Genomic DNA, 16,795 nt, shown 5'->3' on the forward strand with positions numbered 1-16,795 from the left:
GTGGCCCCCGCTCTTTCGCACTGCAACATAACATACCGCTTATATAATACCAACGATCGTGGGCGTTCTCCACCGGACTTTCATCCGTTGCGCTCGTGCAGTGTCATCCAGCCTTGTCTGGATACAGCTTTCCGAAAAGGGGCAGGTACATTGCGCCCTTGCGCATCAGGAAATCGTTGAATGTGGCCATCGCCGGCGAGATTGCGTGATCGGTTCGCATCACCGAGAACCATTGTCGGCGGATCGGCATGCCGACAACGTCGAGGATGACAAGCCGGCCTGCCTCGGTTTCCGCAGCGATGGTGTGAGCAGAGATGAAGGCGATACCCAGACCAGCCATCACCGCCTGCTTGATCGTTTCGTTCGAGGCCATCTCGACACCGAGGTCGTCGATGCGCCCAGGCACGTCGCTCAGGAATATTTCCAACGAGATACGGGTTCCGGAGCCGGGCTCGCGAATAAGGAAATGCTCCTCGGCAATCCGCTCCTTGGAGATATCGCGCGCCGCCACCAAGGGATGGTCGGGCGGCGCGATGATGACCAGCGGATGATCACCGAAGACCGAAGCACGCACCGGAACCTCTTTCGCCGGACGCCCCATCAGCGCGATATCGATGTCGTGGTTCCTGAGGTTGTCGATCGTCTGGGCACGATTGCCGATGGCAAGCCGCATGTCGATGTCGGGATGGTCCTTCATGAACGCAGCCATCAGCCGCGGCGCGAAATATTTGGCTGTGGAAACGACGCCGAGCCTCAAGCTGCCGGTGCGTACGCCCTTGATGGCATCCATCTTGTCTTCGAGCAAACCGAGATGCTCCTCGATAGCCTGCGCTGTCTCGACGAAAGCCAGACCTGCGGCAGTGGGACGCATGCCGTCCGACGTTCGGTCGAACAGAGCCAGCTGGAATTCTTCCTCCACTTGTCGCAGTTGGATTGTCAGCGCTGGAGGAGACAGGCCTAACATCTTGGCTGCGCTGACAATTTTACCGCACTTGATGATTGCCTGGACGGTCTTGAAATGCTTGAGCGTGAGGTTTCTCATGTCGCATACTAAGTTATTTTTACTGACCAGGTAAAGTTATTGAATTTTACTTATCATGCGACGTTTGTTTCCATTCCTCCAGTCCAGCCGCTCCGAGGAGATGCGGCGGGAGGGGAGGTTACGATGCCAGCGGCAACGCTCGACGCTTTTCTGAACTCCTATCTCGGCCAGCCAGACGAATTCCGCTCGGCCGTTGTGACGACCGTTCGTCAGTTGACACAGGCCGCCATCAAGGTCCGCAACACCATCAACCAAGGGGTGCTCGGCGCCGCCTTTGCCGAGACCCGTGGCGCCAATGCCGACGGCGACGTCCAGAAGGATCTCGACGTCTTCTCCGATGACATCTTCCTCGACGCCATGCGCCGTGCGCCGGTGGCGCTTTACGCCTCCGAGGAGCTGGAGCAGCCAGTCCTGCTCGACAGGCAAGCGCCACTCGCCATTGCGATCGACCCGCTCGACGGCTCTTCCAACATCGACACCAACGTGTCGATCGGAACGATCTTCTCGCTCCTGACCGCAACTGGCGCGCCGGACGCTGATCCGGCCGCCTCTTTCTTGCAGGCGGGCGTGAACCAGCTAGGCGCCGGTTTCTTCATCTATGGGCCGCAGCTGGCACTCGTCCTGTCGCTCGGCAGCGGCACGCATGTCTTCGTCTTCTCGACAAGGCTCGGCACCTTCGTCCAGGCCTATGAAAGCCGGATCATTCCGCAACGCACTCAGGAGTTCGCCATCAACGCCGCCAACTACCGGCACTGGGACGAGGCTGTGCGGCTCTATGTCGACGACTGCCTGGAGGGCACCGAAGGACCGCGCGAGAAGGATTTCAACATGCGCTGGATCGCCTCTCTGGTCGCCGACTGTTACCGCATATTGATGCGCGGCGGCGTTTTTCTCTACCCCGGCGATCGGCGCAAGGGCTATGGTCAGGGACGGCTGCGCCTCGTCTACGAGGCCAACCCGATCGCCTATCTCATAGAGCAGGCTGGCGGTGCCGCCACCGACGCGATCACCCGCATCCTGGAAATCGAGCCCGAGAGCCTGCATCAGCGCGTGCCGATGATCTTCGGGTCGGCGCGGGAAGTCGCGCGCATCACGCGCTACCACACAGAGCCGAGCAACATCGGTGAGCGTGCGCCGCTGTTCAGCCGCCGCGGCCTGTTCAGAGCCTGAGCAGCACCATGTCAGCCAAGCACCCCATCATCACCATCACCGGGTCGTCGGGCGCCGGCACGACCTCGGTCAAGCGCATCTTCGAGCTGATTTTCCGGCGCGAGAACATCGAGGCCGCTTTCATCGAAGGCGACGCATTTCACCGCTACGACCGCGCGGCGATGAAGGCAAAGGTGGCCGAGGAGGAAAAGGCCGGCAACCCGAACTTCACCCATTTCAATGCCGCGGCCAACGAACTCGGAATTCTCGAAGAGGTGTTCGCGGAATATGGCCGCCGCGGAACCGGCAAGACCCGCACCTACATTCATGATGAGGAAGAGGAAAAGCAGCACGGCACGCCACCGGGAACCTTTACCGAATGGCGCGAATTCGCTCCCAGCGACCTGCTCTTCTACGAGGGGCTGCACGGCTGTGTCGTCACCGACACGATCAATCTGGCCAAGCATGCGGATCTCAAGATCGGCGTCGTGCCGGTCATCAATCTCGAATGGATCCAGAAGATCCATCGCGACCGTTCGACACGCGGCTATTCCACCGAGGCGGTGATGGACGTGATCCTGCGCCGGATGCCCGACTATGTCCGCTACATTGTCCCGCAATTCTCGCAGACCGCCATCAACTTCCAGCGCGTGCCGATCGTCGATACGTCCAACCCGTTCATCGCGCGCTGGATTCCGACACCCGACGAATCGATGCTGGTTATCCGCTTCGCCAATCCGCGCGGCATCGATTTTCCGTATCTGCTGTCGATGATCCACGACTCGTTCATGTCGCGGCCAAATTCCATCGTGGTGCCAGGCAACAAGCTCGATCTTGCCATGCAGCTGATCCTGACGCCGCTCATCCTGCAATTGGTTGAACGCAAGAGCCGTGTGTCGTGAGGAGGATGCAATGACCAGCCAAACAGCACTGAAGCCCGTCACCACAACCGCTCCCGTCTCGGAGCGCGACATGGCGAACGCCATTCGCGCGCTGGCGATGGACAGCGTCCAAAAGGCGAATTCGGGTCACCCTGGCATGCCGATGGGCATGGCCGATGTCGCAACGGTGCTGTTCAACCGCTTCATCAATATCGATCCGTCGAGACCGGACTGGCCCGACCGTGACCGTTTCGTGCTTTCAGCCGGGCACGGCTCGATGCTGCAATACGCGCTGCATCATCTGCTCGGCTACGAAGACATGCAGGTCGAGGAATTGCAGCGATTTCGGCAGTTGGGCCGCCGCACCGCCGGACATCCGGAATACGGCCATGCGCTTGGCGTGGAGACCACCACCGGACCGCTCGGACAGGGCATTTCCACGGCGGTCGGCATGGCGCTGGCGGAACGCATGCTTGCCGCCCGCTACGGTGCCGATCTGGTCGATCATCATACCTATGTGATTGCGGGCGACGGCTGCCTTCAGGAGGGAATCAGTCACGAGGCGATAGACCTCGCTGGTCACCTGAAGCTTTCCCGCCTGATCGTCTTCTGGGACGACAATGCGATTTCCATTGACGGGCCGACCTCCCTCTCCACGTCGATGGACCAGCCGGCGCGCTTCAAGGCCGCCGGCTGGGATGTCCAAAGTGTCGCCGGGCACGACATGGCAGCAGTCGCCGCGGCAATCGAGGCGGCGCGGCGGTCGGATCGGCCATCGCTGATTGCCTGCCGCACAGTGATCGGCATGGGTGCCCCCAATCTCGGCGGTTCGGAAAAGACGCACGGCGCACCGCTGGGTGAAGCAGAGATCGCCGCGACACGCGAAAACATCGGCTGGGCCCACGCGCCGTTCGAGGTGCCGGATGATATCCTTTTCGCCTGGCGCGAGATTGCCGGTCGCGGCGAAGCGATGCGGCGCGCCTGGGAGCAGCGGCTTGCCGCCTCGCCGCGGCGCGAGGCTTTTGAAAACGCCGTCGCCGCCGAACTGGCCGACACGGTCTTCGACGCGCTCGAAGCCTTTCGTCGCGAACATGTCGAGAAGGCAACCAAGGTGGCGACGCGAAAAGCCTCCGAAATGGCGCTGGAGGCCATCAACGGCGCAACGGAATTGACCGTCGGCGGCTCGGCCGATCTGACGCACTCGAATCTGACGATCACCAAGGGCATGAACCGCATTGCGCCGAGTGACTATGCCGGCCGCTACATTCACTACGGCATTCGTGAACACGGCATGGCGGCCGCCATGAACGGCATCGCGCTGCATGGAGGGTTCGTGCCCTATGGCGGTACGTTCCTGTGCTTCGCCGATTATGCGCGCGGCGCGATGCGGCTCTCGGCGCTCATGGGCCAGCGCGTCATCTATGTGATGACACACGATTCCATCGGCCTCGGCGAGGACGGCCCGACGCACCAGCCGGTCGAGCACCTGGCGATGCTGCGTGCCACGCCCAATCTCAACGTCTTCCGTCCGGCGGATGTCATCGAAACGGCGGAGTGCTGGGAACTCGCGCTGAAGAGCAAGGATCGGCCGAGCGTCCTGGTGCTGTCGCGCCAGAACCTGCCGATGCTGCGTCGGTCGCACAGTGACGAGAACCGCTCCCGCCAGGGTGCCTACGTCCTGCGCGAACCAGCCGAGCACCGTGCCGTCACCCTGATCGCCACCGGCTCGGAGGTCGAGATCGCGGTTGCTGCCGCCGAAAGGCTGGAGACCGGGCATGGTGTCGCCGCCGCCGTCGTGTCGATGCCGTGCTGGGAGCTTTTCGAGGAGCAGGAAAGCGCCACCCGCAAGGCTGTCCTGGGCTCGGCGCCGCGCGTCGCGGTCGAAGCGGCAGCCCGGCTGGGCTGGGACCGCTGGATCGGCGAGACCGGCGCTTTCGTCGGCATGACCGGCTTCGGCGCCAGCGCCCCTGCCCCCGACCTCTACCGGCATTTCAACATCACGTCCGAAGCGGTTGCTGCAGCGGCGCTGAAGCTCATCATCTAGGAGGATTCACAATGGCTCGCATCACCCTTCGCCAGCTTCTCGACCATGCCGCCGAGCACGGCTACGGCGTACCGGCATTCAACATCAACAACATGGAACAGGGCCTCGCCATCATGGAAGCGGCCAAGGCCTGCGACGCGCCTGTCATCATCCAGGCTTCGCGTGGCGCCCGGTCCTATGCCAACGACATCATGCTGGCCAAGATGATGGAGGCGCTGACCGAAATCCACCCAACCATCCCGCTATGCATCCATCAAGACCACGGCAACAGCGAGGCCACCTGCCTTTCCGCGATCCGCCACGGCTTCACCTCGGTGATGATGGACGGATCCTTGATGGCGGACGCCAAGACGCCGGCAAGCTACGACTACAACGTCGCCATAACCGAACGCGTCGCACGTATGGCGCATTGGGTCGGCGCTTCCGTCGAAGGCGAACTGGGCGTGCTCGGCTCGCTGGAAACCGGCCAAGGCGAGGCCGAGGATGGCCACGGCGCCGAGGGCGCGCTCTCCCACGACCAACTCTTGACCGATCCCGATCAGGCGGTCGACTTCGTGACCGCAACCCAGGTCGACGCGCTGGCGATTGCCTGCGGCACCTCGCACGGTGCCTACAAATTCACCCGCAAGCCGGACGGCGACATCCTGGCCATGCAGGTGATCGAGGCGATCCACGAGAAGCTGCCCAACACGCATCTGGTCATGCACGGCTCTTCCTCTGTGCCGCAGGAGTTGCAGGACATCATCAACAGATACGGCGGCGAGATGCCCCAGACTTTTGGCGTCCCGGTCGAGGAGATCGAGCGCGGCATCCGCTACGGCGTGCGCAAGGTCAATATCGACACCGATTGCCGCATGGCCATGGCCGGGCAGTTCCGCCGCGTCGCGACGGAAGACCCGCGCGAGTTCGATCCCCGCAAATTCCTGAAGCCCGCCATGGATGCCTTGCGCGACCTTTGCCGGGACCGCTTCGAGCGTTTCGGTACGGCGTCCAACGCCTCGAAGATCAAGGTCATCGCCATGGACGAGATGGCGAAACGTTACGCCGCGGGAAAACTCGAACCCCAAATCGCAACCGCGAAAGCCGCCTGAGCAACAAACAGGAGACCTGTCATGAACAAGATCGACATACTGCCAGCGGGGACGCTCAAGGAAGGCAAGGAGCGCTACAAGTCAGGGGTCATCCCCTACAAGAAGATGGGCTACTGGGAGCCTGACTACAGGCCCAAGGAAACCGATCTGATCGCCATGTTCCGGATCACGCCGCAACCCGGTGTCGACCACGAGGAGGCGGCAGCCGCCATCGCCGGTGAATCCTCCACCGCGACGTGGACCGTGGTGTGGACCGACCGGCTGACAGCTTGCGAGCTCTATCGCGCCAAGGCGTTCAGATCCGAGCCGGTGCCGAACACCGGTCCCGGAACCAAGACCGAGCAACAGTACTTCGCCTACATCGCCTACGACCTCGACCTGTTCGAGCCGGGCTCGATCGCCAACCTGACCGCATCGATCATCGGCAATGTGTTCGGCTTCAAGGCAGTCAAGGCTTTGCGGCTGGAAGACATGCGTATCCCGGTGGCGTATCTCAAAACCTTCCAGGGGCCGGCGACCGGCATCGTGGTGGAGCGTGAGCGGCTCGACAAGTTCGGCCGGCCGCTGCTCGGCGCGACGACGAAGCCGAAGCTTGGCCTGTCGGGACGCAATTACGGGCGCGTCGTTTATGAAGCGCTGAAGGGCGGCCTCGACTTCGTCAAGGACGACGAGAACATCAACTCGCAGCCCTTCATGCATTGGCGCGACCGCTTCCTCTACTGCATGGAGGCCGTGAACAAGGCGTCGGCCGCCACCGGCGAGGTCAAAGGCCATTATCTCAACGTCACCGCCGGCACGATGGAGGAGATGTACGAGCGCGCCGAATTCGCCAAGCAACTTGGCTCCTGCATTGTGATGATCGATCTGGTCATCGGCTACACGGCGATCCAGTCGATGGCCAAGTGGGCACGCCGCAACGACATGATCCTGCACCTGCACCGTGCCGGCAACTCGACCTATTCGCGCCAGAAGAACCACGGCATGAATTTCCGCGTCATCTGCAAATGGATGCGCATGGCCGGCGTCGACCACATCCATGCCGGCACGGTGGTCGGCAAGCTGGAAGGCGACCCGCTCATGATCAAGGGATTTTATGACACGCTGCGCGAGGAGCGCACGCCTCAGAACCTCGAAACCGGGCTGTTCTTCGATCAGGAATGGGCCTCGCTCAACAAGGTGATGCCCGTTGCCTCGGGCGGCATCCATGCCGGCCAGATGCACCAGTTGATCCACTATCTCGGCGAGGACGTCATCCTGCAGTTCGGCGGCGGCACGATCGGCCATCCGGACGGTATCCAGGCAGGCGCGACGGCCAATCGCGTCGCCTTGGAAGCGATGATCCTGGCCCGCAACGAGGGGCGCGATTATTTGCGCGAAGGGACCAAGATCCTCGAACAGGCGGCCAGATGGTGCACGCCGCTGAAGGCTGCCCTGGAGACCTGGAAGGACGTCACCTTCAACTACGAATCGACCGACACGGCCGACTTCGTGCCAACCGCAACGCCCAGCTTCTAGACGAAAGGAACCGTCGTCATGATGACCAATCCGGGAAACAAGGTCACACAGGGGCAGTTCTCGTTCCTGCCCGACCTGACCGACGAGCAGATTTCGGCGCAGATCAAATACGCGCTGAAGAACCATTGGGCGGTCAGCGTCGAGTACACCGACGATCCGCATCCGCGAAACACCTATTGGGAAATGTACGGCAACCCGATGTTCGACTTGAAAGATCCGGCGGGCATACTGCTCGAGGTCAATGCTTGCCGGAAAGCCTGTCCGAACATGTATGTGCGGGTAACCGCCTTCGATTCGACCAAGGGCTGGGAAGCGCCGCGCATGTCGTTCATTGTTAACCGGCCGCCCAGCGAACCCGGGTTCCGGCTGCTGCGCCAGGAGCGTGACGGCCGCAGCCAGGGTTATTCGATCGTGCCTTATGCGACCGACAGGCCCGAGGGCGAGCGGAGCTAGCCGAACCATGCTGAACGCGATGACAAAGGACGCTGCCGCACAGGACGCGACGGTTGATCTGCAGGCCGAGTTCGAGGCGTCCAACATCGACGAGGTGATGGACAAGCTCGACCGAGAACTCGTTGGCCTGAAGCCGGTCAAGACCCGCATCCGCGAGATCGCCGCCCTCCTCCTGGTCGACCGGCTTCGCCGCAGGTTCGGACTGACATCGGGCGCGCCGACGCTGCACATGAATTTCACGGGAAATCCTGGCACCGGAAAGACCACGGTGGCGCTGAGGATGGCCGAAATCCTGCATCGTCTGGGTTATGTCCGCGAAGGCCACATGGTCGCCGTGACTCGCGACGATCTCGTCGGCCAGTATGTGGGCCACACCGCGCCCAAGACCCGCGAGGTGATCAAGCGTGCCATGGGCGGCGTGCTTTTCATCGACGAGGCCTACTATCTCTACAAGCCAGAGAACGAACGCGACTACGGCCAGGAATCGATCGAAATCCTGCTGCAGTGCATGGAGAACAACCGTGACGATCTGGTTGTGATCCTTGCCGGCTACAAGAACAAGATGGACCGCTTCTTCGACAGCAATCCCGGCATGCGTTCGCGCATCGCCCACCACCTCGACTTCCCCGACTATGGCGTCAGCGAACTGAAATCGATCGCCGAGATTATGCTCGCGGAGCAGAATTATCGCCTCAGCGAGGCGGCGTCCCAGGCGCTCGAAGAGTATCTTCCGATCCGCATGAGGCTGCCGCATTTCTCCAACGCGCGTTCGGTTCGCAATGGGCTTGACCGGGCGCGGCTGCGGCAGGCTAACCGGCTTTTCGCATCGCGCAGCCGGGTGTTGACCAAGGCCGATCTTATCACCATCGAGGAATCCGACATTCGCGGCAGCCGCGTGTTCGCGGAAGGGAAACTGGAAGGCGAACCGGAGACGAAGATGCGCTGACAGGACGAAGCGGCCGGCGCAGCGACCAACACCGCAGACAGAATTGGAGACGACGACCATGGTCACCGGGACAATCATCGCACCCTCCGTGCTTTCCGCGGATTTCTCGCGGCTCGGCGACGAGGTCGAAGCTGTCGTGCGGGCGGGTGCCGACTGGATCCATCTCGACGTGATGGACGGCCACTTCGTGCCCAACATCACCTTCGGTCCGCCGGTGATCAAGGCGATCCGCGACCGAACGGACAAAATCTTCGACTGCCATCTGATGATCGCGCCGGCCGACCCCTATCTGGCCGCCTTCGCCGACGCCGGTTGCGACATCATCACGGTGCATGCAGAGGCCGGGCCGCATCTCGATCGTTCCCTGCAGGCGATCAAAAATCTCGGCAAGAAGGCCGGCGTATCGCTGAATCCTTCGACGCCGGAGAGCGTCATCGAGTATGTGCTCGACAGGCTCGATCTGGTGCTTCTGATGACGGTCAATCCAGGCTTCGGCGGCCAGGCCTTCATTTCCGCGGTCATCGAGAAGATCAGGCGAATCAAGGCATTGGTTGGCCACCGTCCGATTGACATCGAAATCGATGGCGGCGTCACGGCCGAAACCGCCCCGCTGGTCGCCGCGGCCGGCGCTAATGTGCTGGTCGCCGGGTCGGCCGTGTTCAAGGGAGGCGCCGAGGCGGCCTACCGCACCAACATTGGAACCATCCGACAGGCGGCCGACGGCGCGATCCGGAAAGCCGCGTAAACCATTCCATCGGAGGCAAGCATGGCGGCCGTCCCCCCTGTCTGCGATTTCGGCTGGCGCGCGATCGATGCCGTTTTGCCCGGCGTCGACGGCAGGTCGCATTCGATCCTCAGCCAGGCCGGCCCGAACGGCCTGGTCGTGGCCTTCATCTGCAATCACTGCCCTTATGTGAAGGCGGTGATTTCACGTATCGTGCGCGATGCCAACGACCTCAAGGCCGAAGGTATCGGCTTCGTTGCGATCAACTCGAACGATGCCGACACCTACCCCGAGGATTCCTTCGACCAAATGAAGCTCTTCGCCACGACGAACGGCTTCAGCTTCCCCTACCTGCACGACCAGCGCCAAACTGTAGCGCGCGATTACGTGGCGGTGTGCACTCCCGATTTCTTCGGGTTCAACAGCGAGTTGGGATTGCAATATCGCGGTCGGCTGGACGCCTCGCGACGAGAAGCCGGAGCGCCCGGGCTGAGACGCGATCTGTTCGAGGCGATGAAGCAGGTTGCCCGAACCGGCGACGGGCCGCTGAACCAGGTCGCCTCGATCGGCTGCTCGATCAAGTGGAAGGATGACGCATGAACGTCGGCGCAGGTAGGCCGCTTCGATCGCCGAAGGCGATCCTGTTCGACCTCGACGGCACGCTGGTCGACTCGGCACCGGACATAGCGGCCGCCGTCAACGAATTGCTGGCCAGCCGCGATCTGCCGCCGCTGCGCCTGGACCGGGTCAAGGCCATGATCGGCGGCGGTGTCAGGAAACTGATCGAGCGAGCCTTCGCGGCATCGGGAGCGCCACTGCTCGGCAACGCTCTCGATGAGGCAAACCGCGTCATGGCGCCTATCTACCGCCGGCACCTGACCGGCCTGACAAGGCTGATGCCTGGCGTCAGGGAGGCCCTCACCCACTTTCATTTGGGCGGAGTAAGCATGGGGGTGGCAACCAACAAACCGCAGTTGGCGACCCGCGAAATCCTGCTTCATTTCGGATTGACGGAATATTTCGGTGCGATCGTCGGCGGAGACGCGGTGACATACCTGAAACCGGCGCCCGATGCCCTGCTGCTGGCGTTGGCACAGCTAGGCGTCGACCCGGGTGACGCGCTGCTGGTCGGAGACAGTGGCGCTGACCTGGGCGCCGCACGCGCCGCCGGCATGCCCGTCATTCTGCTGCGTGGCGGCTACAGCCACATTCCGGTGGAAGAGCTTGGCGCCGATCTTGTTTGCGATAGCCTTTTCGATCTGCCTTCGGCAATGCAGGGGCTGCAAGCCGATGCGTGATCGAGGCGAACGCCGGCCGAACGCAAGTTCGAACGGCCGGCGGCGCGCTATTTCGAGAATTGCTTCAGATAGGCGATGACATTGGCGATGTCTTCGTCCTGTTTGAGGCCGACAAACGCCATCTTTGTTCCTTTGACCATGGCCTTGGGATCGTGAAGGTAAGTCTTCAGCGTGGGTTCATCCCATTTGACGCCGGACTTGCCTGCCGCGACCATCGCCTGAGAATAGCTGAACCCCGGGTGCGTGCCGGCTGTTCGGCCGATGACGCCGTTCAACGACGGGCCGACCTTGTTCTTGTCCTGGTCGGCGACATGGCAGACCTTGCATTTGGCGAAGACCTTCTCACCCGCCGCCGCATCCTGTGCCTGGGATTGGCTCGCGATGAAGGGCACAACGGACATGACTGCGAAAAATGCGATTGCGCGCATGGTATTTCCTCATTGATCGTCTGGGTGCCCTGGACGATTTGCGCATGCCGATCCTTTGATCCGTCGGCATGCGCCTTACGCGGTGGCGTGGAAATTCCGCTTCTCCCGTGGAGCCGCGCCGCGTCACCTGGAAGCTAATCGGCATGTTGTGAAAGTCAATCGTACAAAGGTTTAGAGGCCTTGGTGCTCAAGGATCCTGTCCATTCGTCTTTGTTGACGGCTATTGGGCGAGCGCGTAGCTTGACCTCATTCCGGTTTCTCCATTGGCACCTTGAGAAATCCGGCAAGTGGCGGTTTTGTCCTGGCTCCTGGTTGGGCTGGACTCGCCGAGACGGGCGTTTGGGAACGCGCAAGAGGTGCTGAATGGACATGGTCGATCTCATATTGACGGTTTGCCTCAGCGCTAATCCGAGCAATTGCCGAGACGAACATCTCTATTTCGAGAGCCGCGGCACCCTGTTCCAATGCATGTTCCTTGCCCCCAGCGAAATCGCGAAATGGTCTCAAGAACACCCGACCCTCAAGGTCATGCGCTGGAAATGCGCATTTCCGAGCAAGGAACGAGCCATCTGATTTGGCAGCGCGGAACCCTGGGGAGGAGGTGTCATGAAGGTTTCACGGCGCATGACGTTGCGTCTGGCGGTTCTCGGGACAGCCGCTGTTCTTGCTACCAGGCCAGCCGTTGCGGCAGCCAGGATTCGCCTCGGTGTGCTGAAGTTTGGAACCGTGAGTTGGGAACTCGATACGCTACGGCAGCACAAGTTCGATGCCGCGAACGGGATCGATCTGGAGATCATCGACTTCGCCGGCGAGGATGCAACCAACGTCGCGATGCAGGCTGGCGCGATCGACATGATCGTCTCCGACTGGCTGTGGGTCTCGCGCCAGCGCTCCGAAGGCGGCGACCTCACATTGTTCCCCTATTCCACCGCCGTGGGCGCGATCATGGTGAAGGAGGGTTCACCGATCCGGACGGTCGCCGATCTCAAGGACAAGAAGATCGGCGTCGCCGGCGGCCCACTCGACAAGAGTTGGCTGCTGATACAAGCGCTGACCAGACGCGATCTCGGCGTCGACCTGTCGGCAACCAGCGACATCGTCTTTGGCGCGCCGCCGCTGATTTCGGAAAAGGCGATACAGGGCGAACTCGATGCAGTGCTGAATTTCTGGCATTTTTGCGCCCGTCTCGAGGCCAATGGCTTCCGTCGATTGATCGGCGTGAATGACGCGGCAAAGACGCTTGGGGCTCTGGGACCCGTGTCGGCGCTCGGTTACGTCTTCCATGACCAATGGGCGAACGAGAACCCCGATGCCGTCAGGGGGTTCGTGAGAGCGTCCGCGCAAGCCAAGGACTTGCTGGCCAGATCCGATGACGAATGGCTGCGCCTGGCGCCGATCATTCGCGCGGAAGGCAAGGAACTGGAAAAACTGCGCGATCGCTATCGTCAGGGCATTCCCAGACGGTCGGTCGCCGAGGAAGCGGCTGACGCCGGCAGGCTATACCATGTGCTGGCGGCGATCGGCGGCGCGAAGCTGGTCGGCAGCGCGCCGGAGATGGCGCCCGGCACATTCTGGCAGGAACCCTGGAAATGACCGCATCGGAAACCGACGGCACGCGTGATGCCCCGCCGAGCATGTCCGGCCGACGCAGCCTGGCGACGGCACTGGCGCCCGCGCTGACGGTAGCGGTTTCCCTGCTCGGGCTTTGCCTGCTGTGGAACCTTGCGGCAGGCGTCTGGCCAAGCCGTGCCTTTCCAGGACCTGGGCAGGTCTGGCAGGTGCTTCTCAGGGAGGCTGCGAGCGGCGACCTCTTTTACCATCTCGGCGTGACCCTCGGCCGGGTCGCCGCGGCGTATATCGTCGCAATGATCATCGGATCCGTCATCGGCGTTTTGCTCGGCAGCTATCGTCGCGTCGACCGTTTTTTCAACCCGTGGGTGATCCTGTTCCTCAACATCCCGGCGCTGGTGGTCATCGTCCTCGGCTACATCTGGTTCGGCCTCAACGAGGCGGCGGCGATCGGCGCGGTGGCGGTGAACAAGATCCCGAATGTCGTGGTGACGATGCGTGAAGGCGCCAGGACGCTTGACCCAAGCTACGCCGAAATGGCCACCGTCTATCGCTTCGGCCGCCTTGATCGCATCCGCCATATCCTGCTGCCGCAACTGCAGCCCTATCTTGCCGCCGCGTCGCGATCCGGCATCGCCCTCATCTGGAAGATCGTCCTGGTCGTCGAACTGCTCGGCCGCTCGAACGGTGTCGGCTTCCAGATCCATCTCTATTTCCAGCTTTTCGATGTCGCCGCCATTCTTGCCTACACGCTGGCTTTCGTGGCGGTGATGCTTGTCATTGAACTTCTCCTGGTGCAGCCCGTTGAACGACATGCAACCCGTTGGCGCCGTCGTCCCGCTTAAGGTCGACATCGCCGAAAAGACCTTCAGGTCCGCGCGAGGCGTCTCGATCACGGCGCTTCAGGATCTTTCCTTCGAGGTCCGGCAAGGCGAATTCGCCTGCTTGCTTGGACCGTCGGGCTGCGGCAAGACCACGACGCTGCGTATCCTGCTTGGCTTGGACAAAGACTTTTCCGGCTCCTTCCAGTTGCCGCAAGGAGGTTCGAACCGCATCGCCGCCGTATTCCAGGAACCGACCCTGCTGCCGTGGCGAACGGTGGAGCAGAATGTCAGGCTGGCGTTGCCGAAAAGCTTGAGGGCGAAAGATCTCGACGGGCTGTTCGACACGCTCGGCCTCGCGGCCATGCGCTCGCTCTATCCTGCCGAACTGTCGCTCGGCCTTGCGCGCCGGGCAGCACTTGCCAGGGCTTTCGCCACGGAGCCGGCGGTGCTTTTCCTGGACGAACCCTTTGTCTCGCTCGACGAACAGACCGCCGAGCGGCTTCGGCATCTGCTTTTGACCGTGTGGTCGGCACGGCCCACGACCGCCTTGATGGTGACGCACAATCTACGCGAGGCACTGATGCTGTCGGACCGCATCATCGTGCTCGCGCCGCGGCCAACCCATGTGCTCGGCGTGTTCGACGTACGGTTGCCACGGCAACATCGCAATTCGCAGGTGATGAGCGACCTTCTGCGGTCGTTCCATCATAGATTTCCGGACGTCACCTGATCGCCTGCAGGTGAAATGCATATCGGAGGCCTTCATGTCGATCGATCGGCTAAGACGCAGGCTTGTGCGTGGCTTCGCCTGTACCGCCGCCAGCGCCGCCTTGCTGCCGTGCTGCCTCGGACGAGCCGCGGCTGGCAACCTGGGATTCTCGCTCAGGCAGATCGCCGACGGCGTCTTCGCCTTCCAGGGCACGGATGAATTGATGACCGCCGCCAACGACGGTGCGATCTGCAATCTGGGCGCCGTCATCGGTACCGATGCGGTTGCCGTCATCGACAGCGGTGGCAGCCTGATCGAGGCGCACGCCTTTCTCGCCGCGATCGGAAAGGTAACCGCAAAGCCGGTTCGCTTCCTGGTCAACACCCACATGCACCCCGACCACATCTTCGGCAATGCGGCATTCCGGGAGATCGGCGCGACCATCGTCGGTCACCGCAATCTGCCGCGCGCCCTCGACGCGCGTGGCGCGTTCTATCTGCACAACTATCGCGAACAGCTTGGCGAGGCGCTGATGGAGGGGGTCGAGATCGTGTCGCCGACCAGGCTGGTCGACGATCACCTGCAACTCGACCTCGGCGGGCGCACGATCGAACTGCGGGCATGGAAGGCGGCGCACACCGACAACGACCTGACCGTATTCGATACCGCGACCAGAACGCTCTTTGCCGGCGATCTGGTGTTCATGGGCTCCTTGCCGACGCTCGACGGATCACTGCTTGGATGGCTCCGCCAGATGGATGCACTCACCGCGATCGACGCCGCGCGCGTCGTTCCAGGTCATGGTCCTGTAACGGCCGACTGGCCACAGGCACTGGCGGGGGAGCGACGCTATTTCGAGGTTCTGGCGCGCGATATCCGCAAGGCGATCGCCGACGGAACGCCGCTGCGCGAAGCAGTCAAAACCGCAGGCGGAAGCGAACGGGACAATTGGCACCTGTTCGACGATTACAACGAGCGCAACGCAACGGCCGCATTTGCCGAACTCGAATGGGAATAGACGACGCCGACATGCGCCAGGCGGCCGTAAAGCACGGCGATTTGCCAAGGCGTCGCCAAAGGCTTATCCTCAACGCCAGCCTGGGCACCACCTGTCTTGCATTGGTGGAGGCATCGAAATGCAAAATCAAGCTTACTCGAGCCGGCAGCTCGCCTTGCCGCTCGCATCCGTTTTCGCCGCGATCATCTTGACCATCGGCACGTTGCTCGGCTCCTCGGGAGCCGCCAACGCACAGCAAACAACCGCGTCCTCGGATAGAATCTGGCATGACTTGAAGGGCGACGTGTTCGGCGATCGGGCAATTCTGGTCGATACCGGCGTCGTCAGGATCGAAGCACCAAAGCGGGCGCAGGATGCCGCCATCGTGCCCGTCGACATCTATCTCGATCCAGCCAAGGCGCCAGACGGCATCAAATCCGTTACCTTGATCATCGACGCGAACCCTGCACCGGTGGCGGCAACGTTCCAGCTCGGCAAGGATGCCGGCGTGACGCATCTGTCGACGCGCGTGCGCGTCAACGACTATTCCTATCTGCGTGCCATCGCTGAGACGCAGGGTGGTCAACTCCATATGGTACAGACCTTCGTCAAGGCGTCAGGTGGCTGCTCCGCCCCTGCGGTCAAGAACCAGGACGAGGCCAACGCGACAATGGGTCAGATGAAGCTGCGCCAGTTCCCGCCCAAAGAGACGATGACCAAGACCGAGGAACTGCAGTTGATGATCCGGCACCCTAACAATTCGGGGCTGCAGCGGGATCCGCTGACCCAATATTTCATACCGGCGCATTTTGTCCAGAAACTGTCGATCTCCCAAGCCGGCCGGCCGATCCTCTCCATGGAAGGTGGAATATCGATTTCGGAAGATCCCAACTTCCGATTCGATTTCACCGTGCACGGCAAGGGCGAAATCCAGGTTGAAGCGATCGATACGGACGGCAAAACATTTCGCAATCAGTGGCCGCTCGAGACAGCGGGACTCTGAAGTCTCGATATCTTGCGCTGGACTGCCGGTGCTTGCCACTTGATCCCGAAAATGGAGCTCGTTCGGGAAGATCACGCCCAGGCAGAGGACGAAGCTCCATCCGGCTTCCGGATGGAGCAGGC

General features: G+C 61.9%; 18 protein-coding genes. 16 read left to right on the plus strand and 2 right to left on the minus strand.

All coding sequences use genetic code 11. From position 1 onward, the window contains the following. Positions 1-103: 103 nt before the first annotated feature. On the minus strand, positions 104-1,042 hold the full coding sequence (locus AC0NIL_RS21600) for a LysR family transcriptional regulator (protein WP_063172003.1): 939 nt from the start codon (positions 1,040-1,042) through the stop codon (positions 104-106). A gap of 123 nt (positions 1,043-1,165) precedes the next feature. On the opposite strand from AC0NIL_RS21600, the gene AC0NIL_RS21605 reads away from it, so the two are divergent. Genes AC0NIL_RS21605 through gph form a run of 10 tightly spaced genes read left to right on the plus strand, consistent with a single transcriptional unit; the run spans position 1,166 to position 11,143 of the window. Further along, positions 1,166-2,212: a class 1 fructose-bisphosphatase gene (locus AC0NIL_RS21605; protein WP_013532052.1), complete on the plus strand. Its 1,047-nt coding sequence runs from the start codon at positions 1,166-1,168 to the stop codon at positions 2,210-2,212. 8 nt (positions 2,213-2,220) lie between these two features. Beyond that, complete coding sequence (locus tag AC0NIL_RS21610; RefSeq protein WP_013532053.1) at positions 2,221-3,093, plus strand: phosphoribulokinase; 873 nt, start codon at positions 2,221-2,223, stop codon at positions 3,091-3,093. Between the two features lie 10 nt (positions 3,094-3,103). Continuing rightward, positions 3,104-5,116: a transketolase gene (tkt, locus tag AC0NIL_RS21615; protein WP_473573803.1), complete on the plus strand. Its 2,013-nt coding sequence runs from the start codon at positions 3,104-3,106 to the stop codon at positions 5,114-5,116. An 11-nt stretch (positions 5,117-5,127) separates the two neighbouring features. Continuing rightward, on the plus strand, positions 5,128-6,207 hold the full coding sequence (gene fba / locus AC0NIL_RS21620) for a class II fructose-bisphosphate aldolase (protein ID WP_473573804.1): 1,080 nt from the start codon (positions 5,128-5,130) through the stop codon (positions 6,205-6,207). A 21-nt stretch (positions 6,208-6,228) separates the two neighbouring features. Continuing rightward, complete coding sequence (locus tag AC0NIL_RS21625) at positions 6,229-7,722, plus strand: ribulose-bisphosphate carboxylase large subunit (RefSeq protein WP_013532056.1); 1,494 nt, start codon at positions 6,229-6,231, stop codon at positions 7,720-7,722. Between the two features lie 18 nt (positions 7,723-7,740). Then, complete coding sequence (locus AC0NIL_RS21630; RefSeq protein ID WP_013532057.1) at positions 7,741-8,175, plus strand: ribulose bisphosphate carboxylase small subunit; 435 nt, start codon at positions 7,741-7,743, stop codon at positions 8,173-8,175. Positions 8,176-8,182: 7 nt separating this feature from the next. Then, positions 8,183-9,121 carry a CbbX protein gene (cbbX, locus tag AC0NIL_RS21635; RefSeq protein WP_013532058.1) on the plus strand — a complete coding sequence of 313 codons (939 nt, stop codon included), beginning with the start codon at positions 8,183-8,185 and terminating at the stop codon, positions 9,119-9,121. A 58-nt stretch (positions 9,122-9,179) separates the two neighbouring features. Further along, a complete protein-coding gene (gene rpe, locus AC0NIL_RS21640) occupies positions 9,180-9,866 on the plus strand; it encodes a ribulose-phosphate 3-epimerase (protein WP_224672918.1) in 687 nt (228 codons plus the stop codon). A 21-nt stretch (positions 9,867-9,887) separates the two neighbouring features. Beyond that, entirely contained in the window at positions 9,888-10,445 is a 558-nt protein-coding gene (locus tag AC0NIL_RS21645; RefSeq protein WP_027162618.1) for a thioredoxin family protein, read from the plus strand. Then, positions 10,442-11,143, plus strand: coding sequence for a phosphoglycolate phosphatase (gph, locus tag AC0NIL_RS21650; RefSeq protein ID WP_013532061.1), 702 nt, complete (start codon positions 10,442-10,444; stop codon positions 11,141-11,143). Before AC0NIL_RS21645 ends, gph begins: the two co-directional genes overlap by 4 nt. Positions 11,144-11,190: 47 nt before the next feature. On the opposite strand, the gene AC0NIL_RS21655 is transcribed toward gph, so the two are convergent. Next, positions 11,191-11,571 carry a c-type cytochrome gene (locus AC0NIL_RS21655; protein WP_024504374.1) on the minus strand — a complete coding sequence of 127 codons (381 nt, stop codon included), beginning with the start codon at positions 11,569-11,571 and terminating at the stop codon, positions 11,191-11,193. Between the two features lie 363 nt (positions 11,572-11,934). Between AC0NIL_RS21655 and AC0NIL_RS21660 the strand changes: the two genes are divergently transcribed. From AC0NIL_RS21660 to AC0NIL_RS21685, 6 genes are all read left to right on the plus strand, one after another. Next, complete coding sequence (locus tag AC0NIL_RS21660) at positions 11,935-12,144, plus strand: hypothetical protein (RefSeq protein WP_013532063.1); 210 nt, start codon at positions 11,935-11,937, stop codon at positions 12,142-12,144. A gap of 33 nt (positions 12,145-12,177) precedes the next feature. Then, entirely contained in the window at positions 12,178-13,164 is a 987-nt protein-coding gene (locus AC0NIL_RS21665) for an ABC transporter substrate-binding protein (protein ID WP_473573805.1), read from the plus strand. Continuing rightward, the gene (locus tag AC0NIL_RS21670) at positions 13,161-13,985 is read left to right on the plus strand and encodes an ABC transporter permease (RefSeq protein WP_027162619.1); all 825 of its coding nucleotides are present in this window, start codon (positions 13,161-13,163) and stop codon (positions 13,983-13,985) included. Before AC0NIL_RS21665 ends, AC0NIL_RS21670 begins: the two co-directional genes overlap by 4 nt. Next, positions 13,954-14,694 carry an ABC transporter ATP-binding protein gene (locus tag AC0NIL_RS21675; protein WP_024504371.1) on the plus strand — a complete coding sequence of 247 codons (741 nt, stop codon included), beginning with the start codon at positions 13,954-13,956 and terminating at the stop codon, positions 14,692-14,694. The genes AC0NIL_RS21670 and AC0NIL_RS21675 overlap by 32 nt, the downstream gene beginning before the upstream one ends. A gap of 34 nt (positions 14,695-14,728) precedes the next feature. Next, positions 14,729-15,691, plus strand: coding sequence for a quinoprotein relay system zinc metallohydrolase 2 (locus AC0NIL_RS21680; protein WP_024504370.1), 963 nt, complete (start codon positions 14,729-14,731; stop codon positions 15,689-15,691). 118 nt (positions 15,692-15,809) lie between these two features. After that, positions 15,810-16,673 (plus strand): quinoprotein dehydrogenase-associated SoxYZ-like carrier, encoded by an 864-nt coding sequence (locus AC0NIL_RS21685; protein ID WP_013532068.1) that lies wholly within the window; start codon positions 15,810-15,812, stop codon positions 16,671-16,673. The last annotated feature ends 122 nt before the right edge of the window (positions 16,674-16,795 follow it).

The sequence above is a fragment of the Mesorhizobium sp. WSM1343 genome (genome assembly GCF_055901535.1).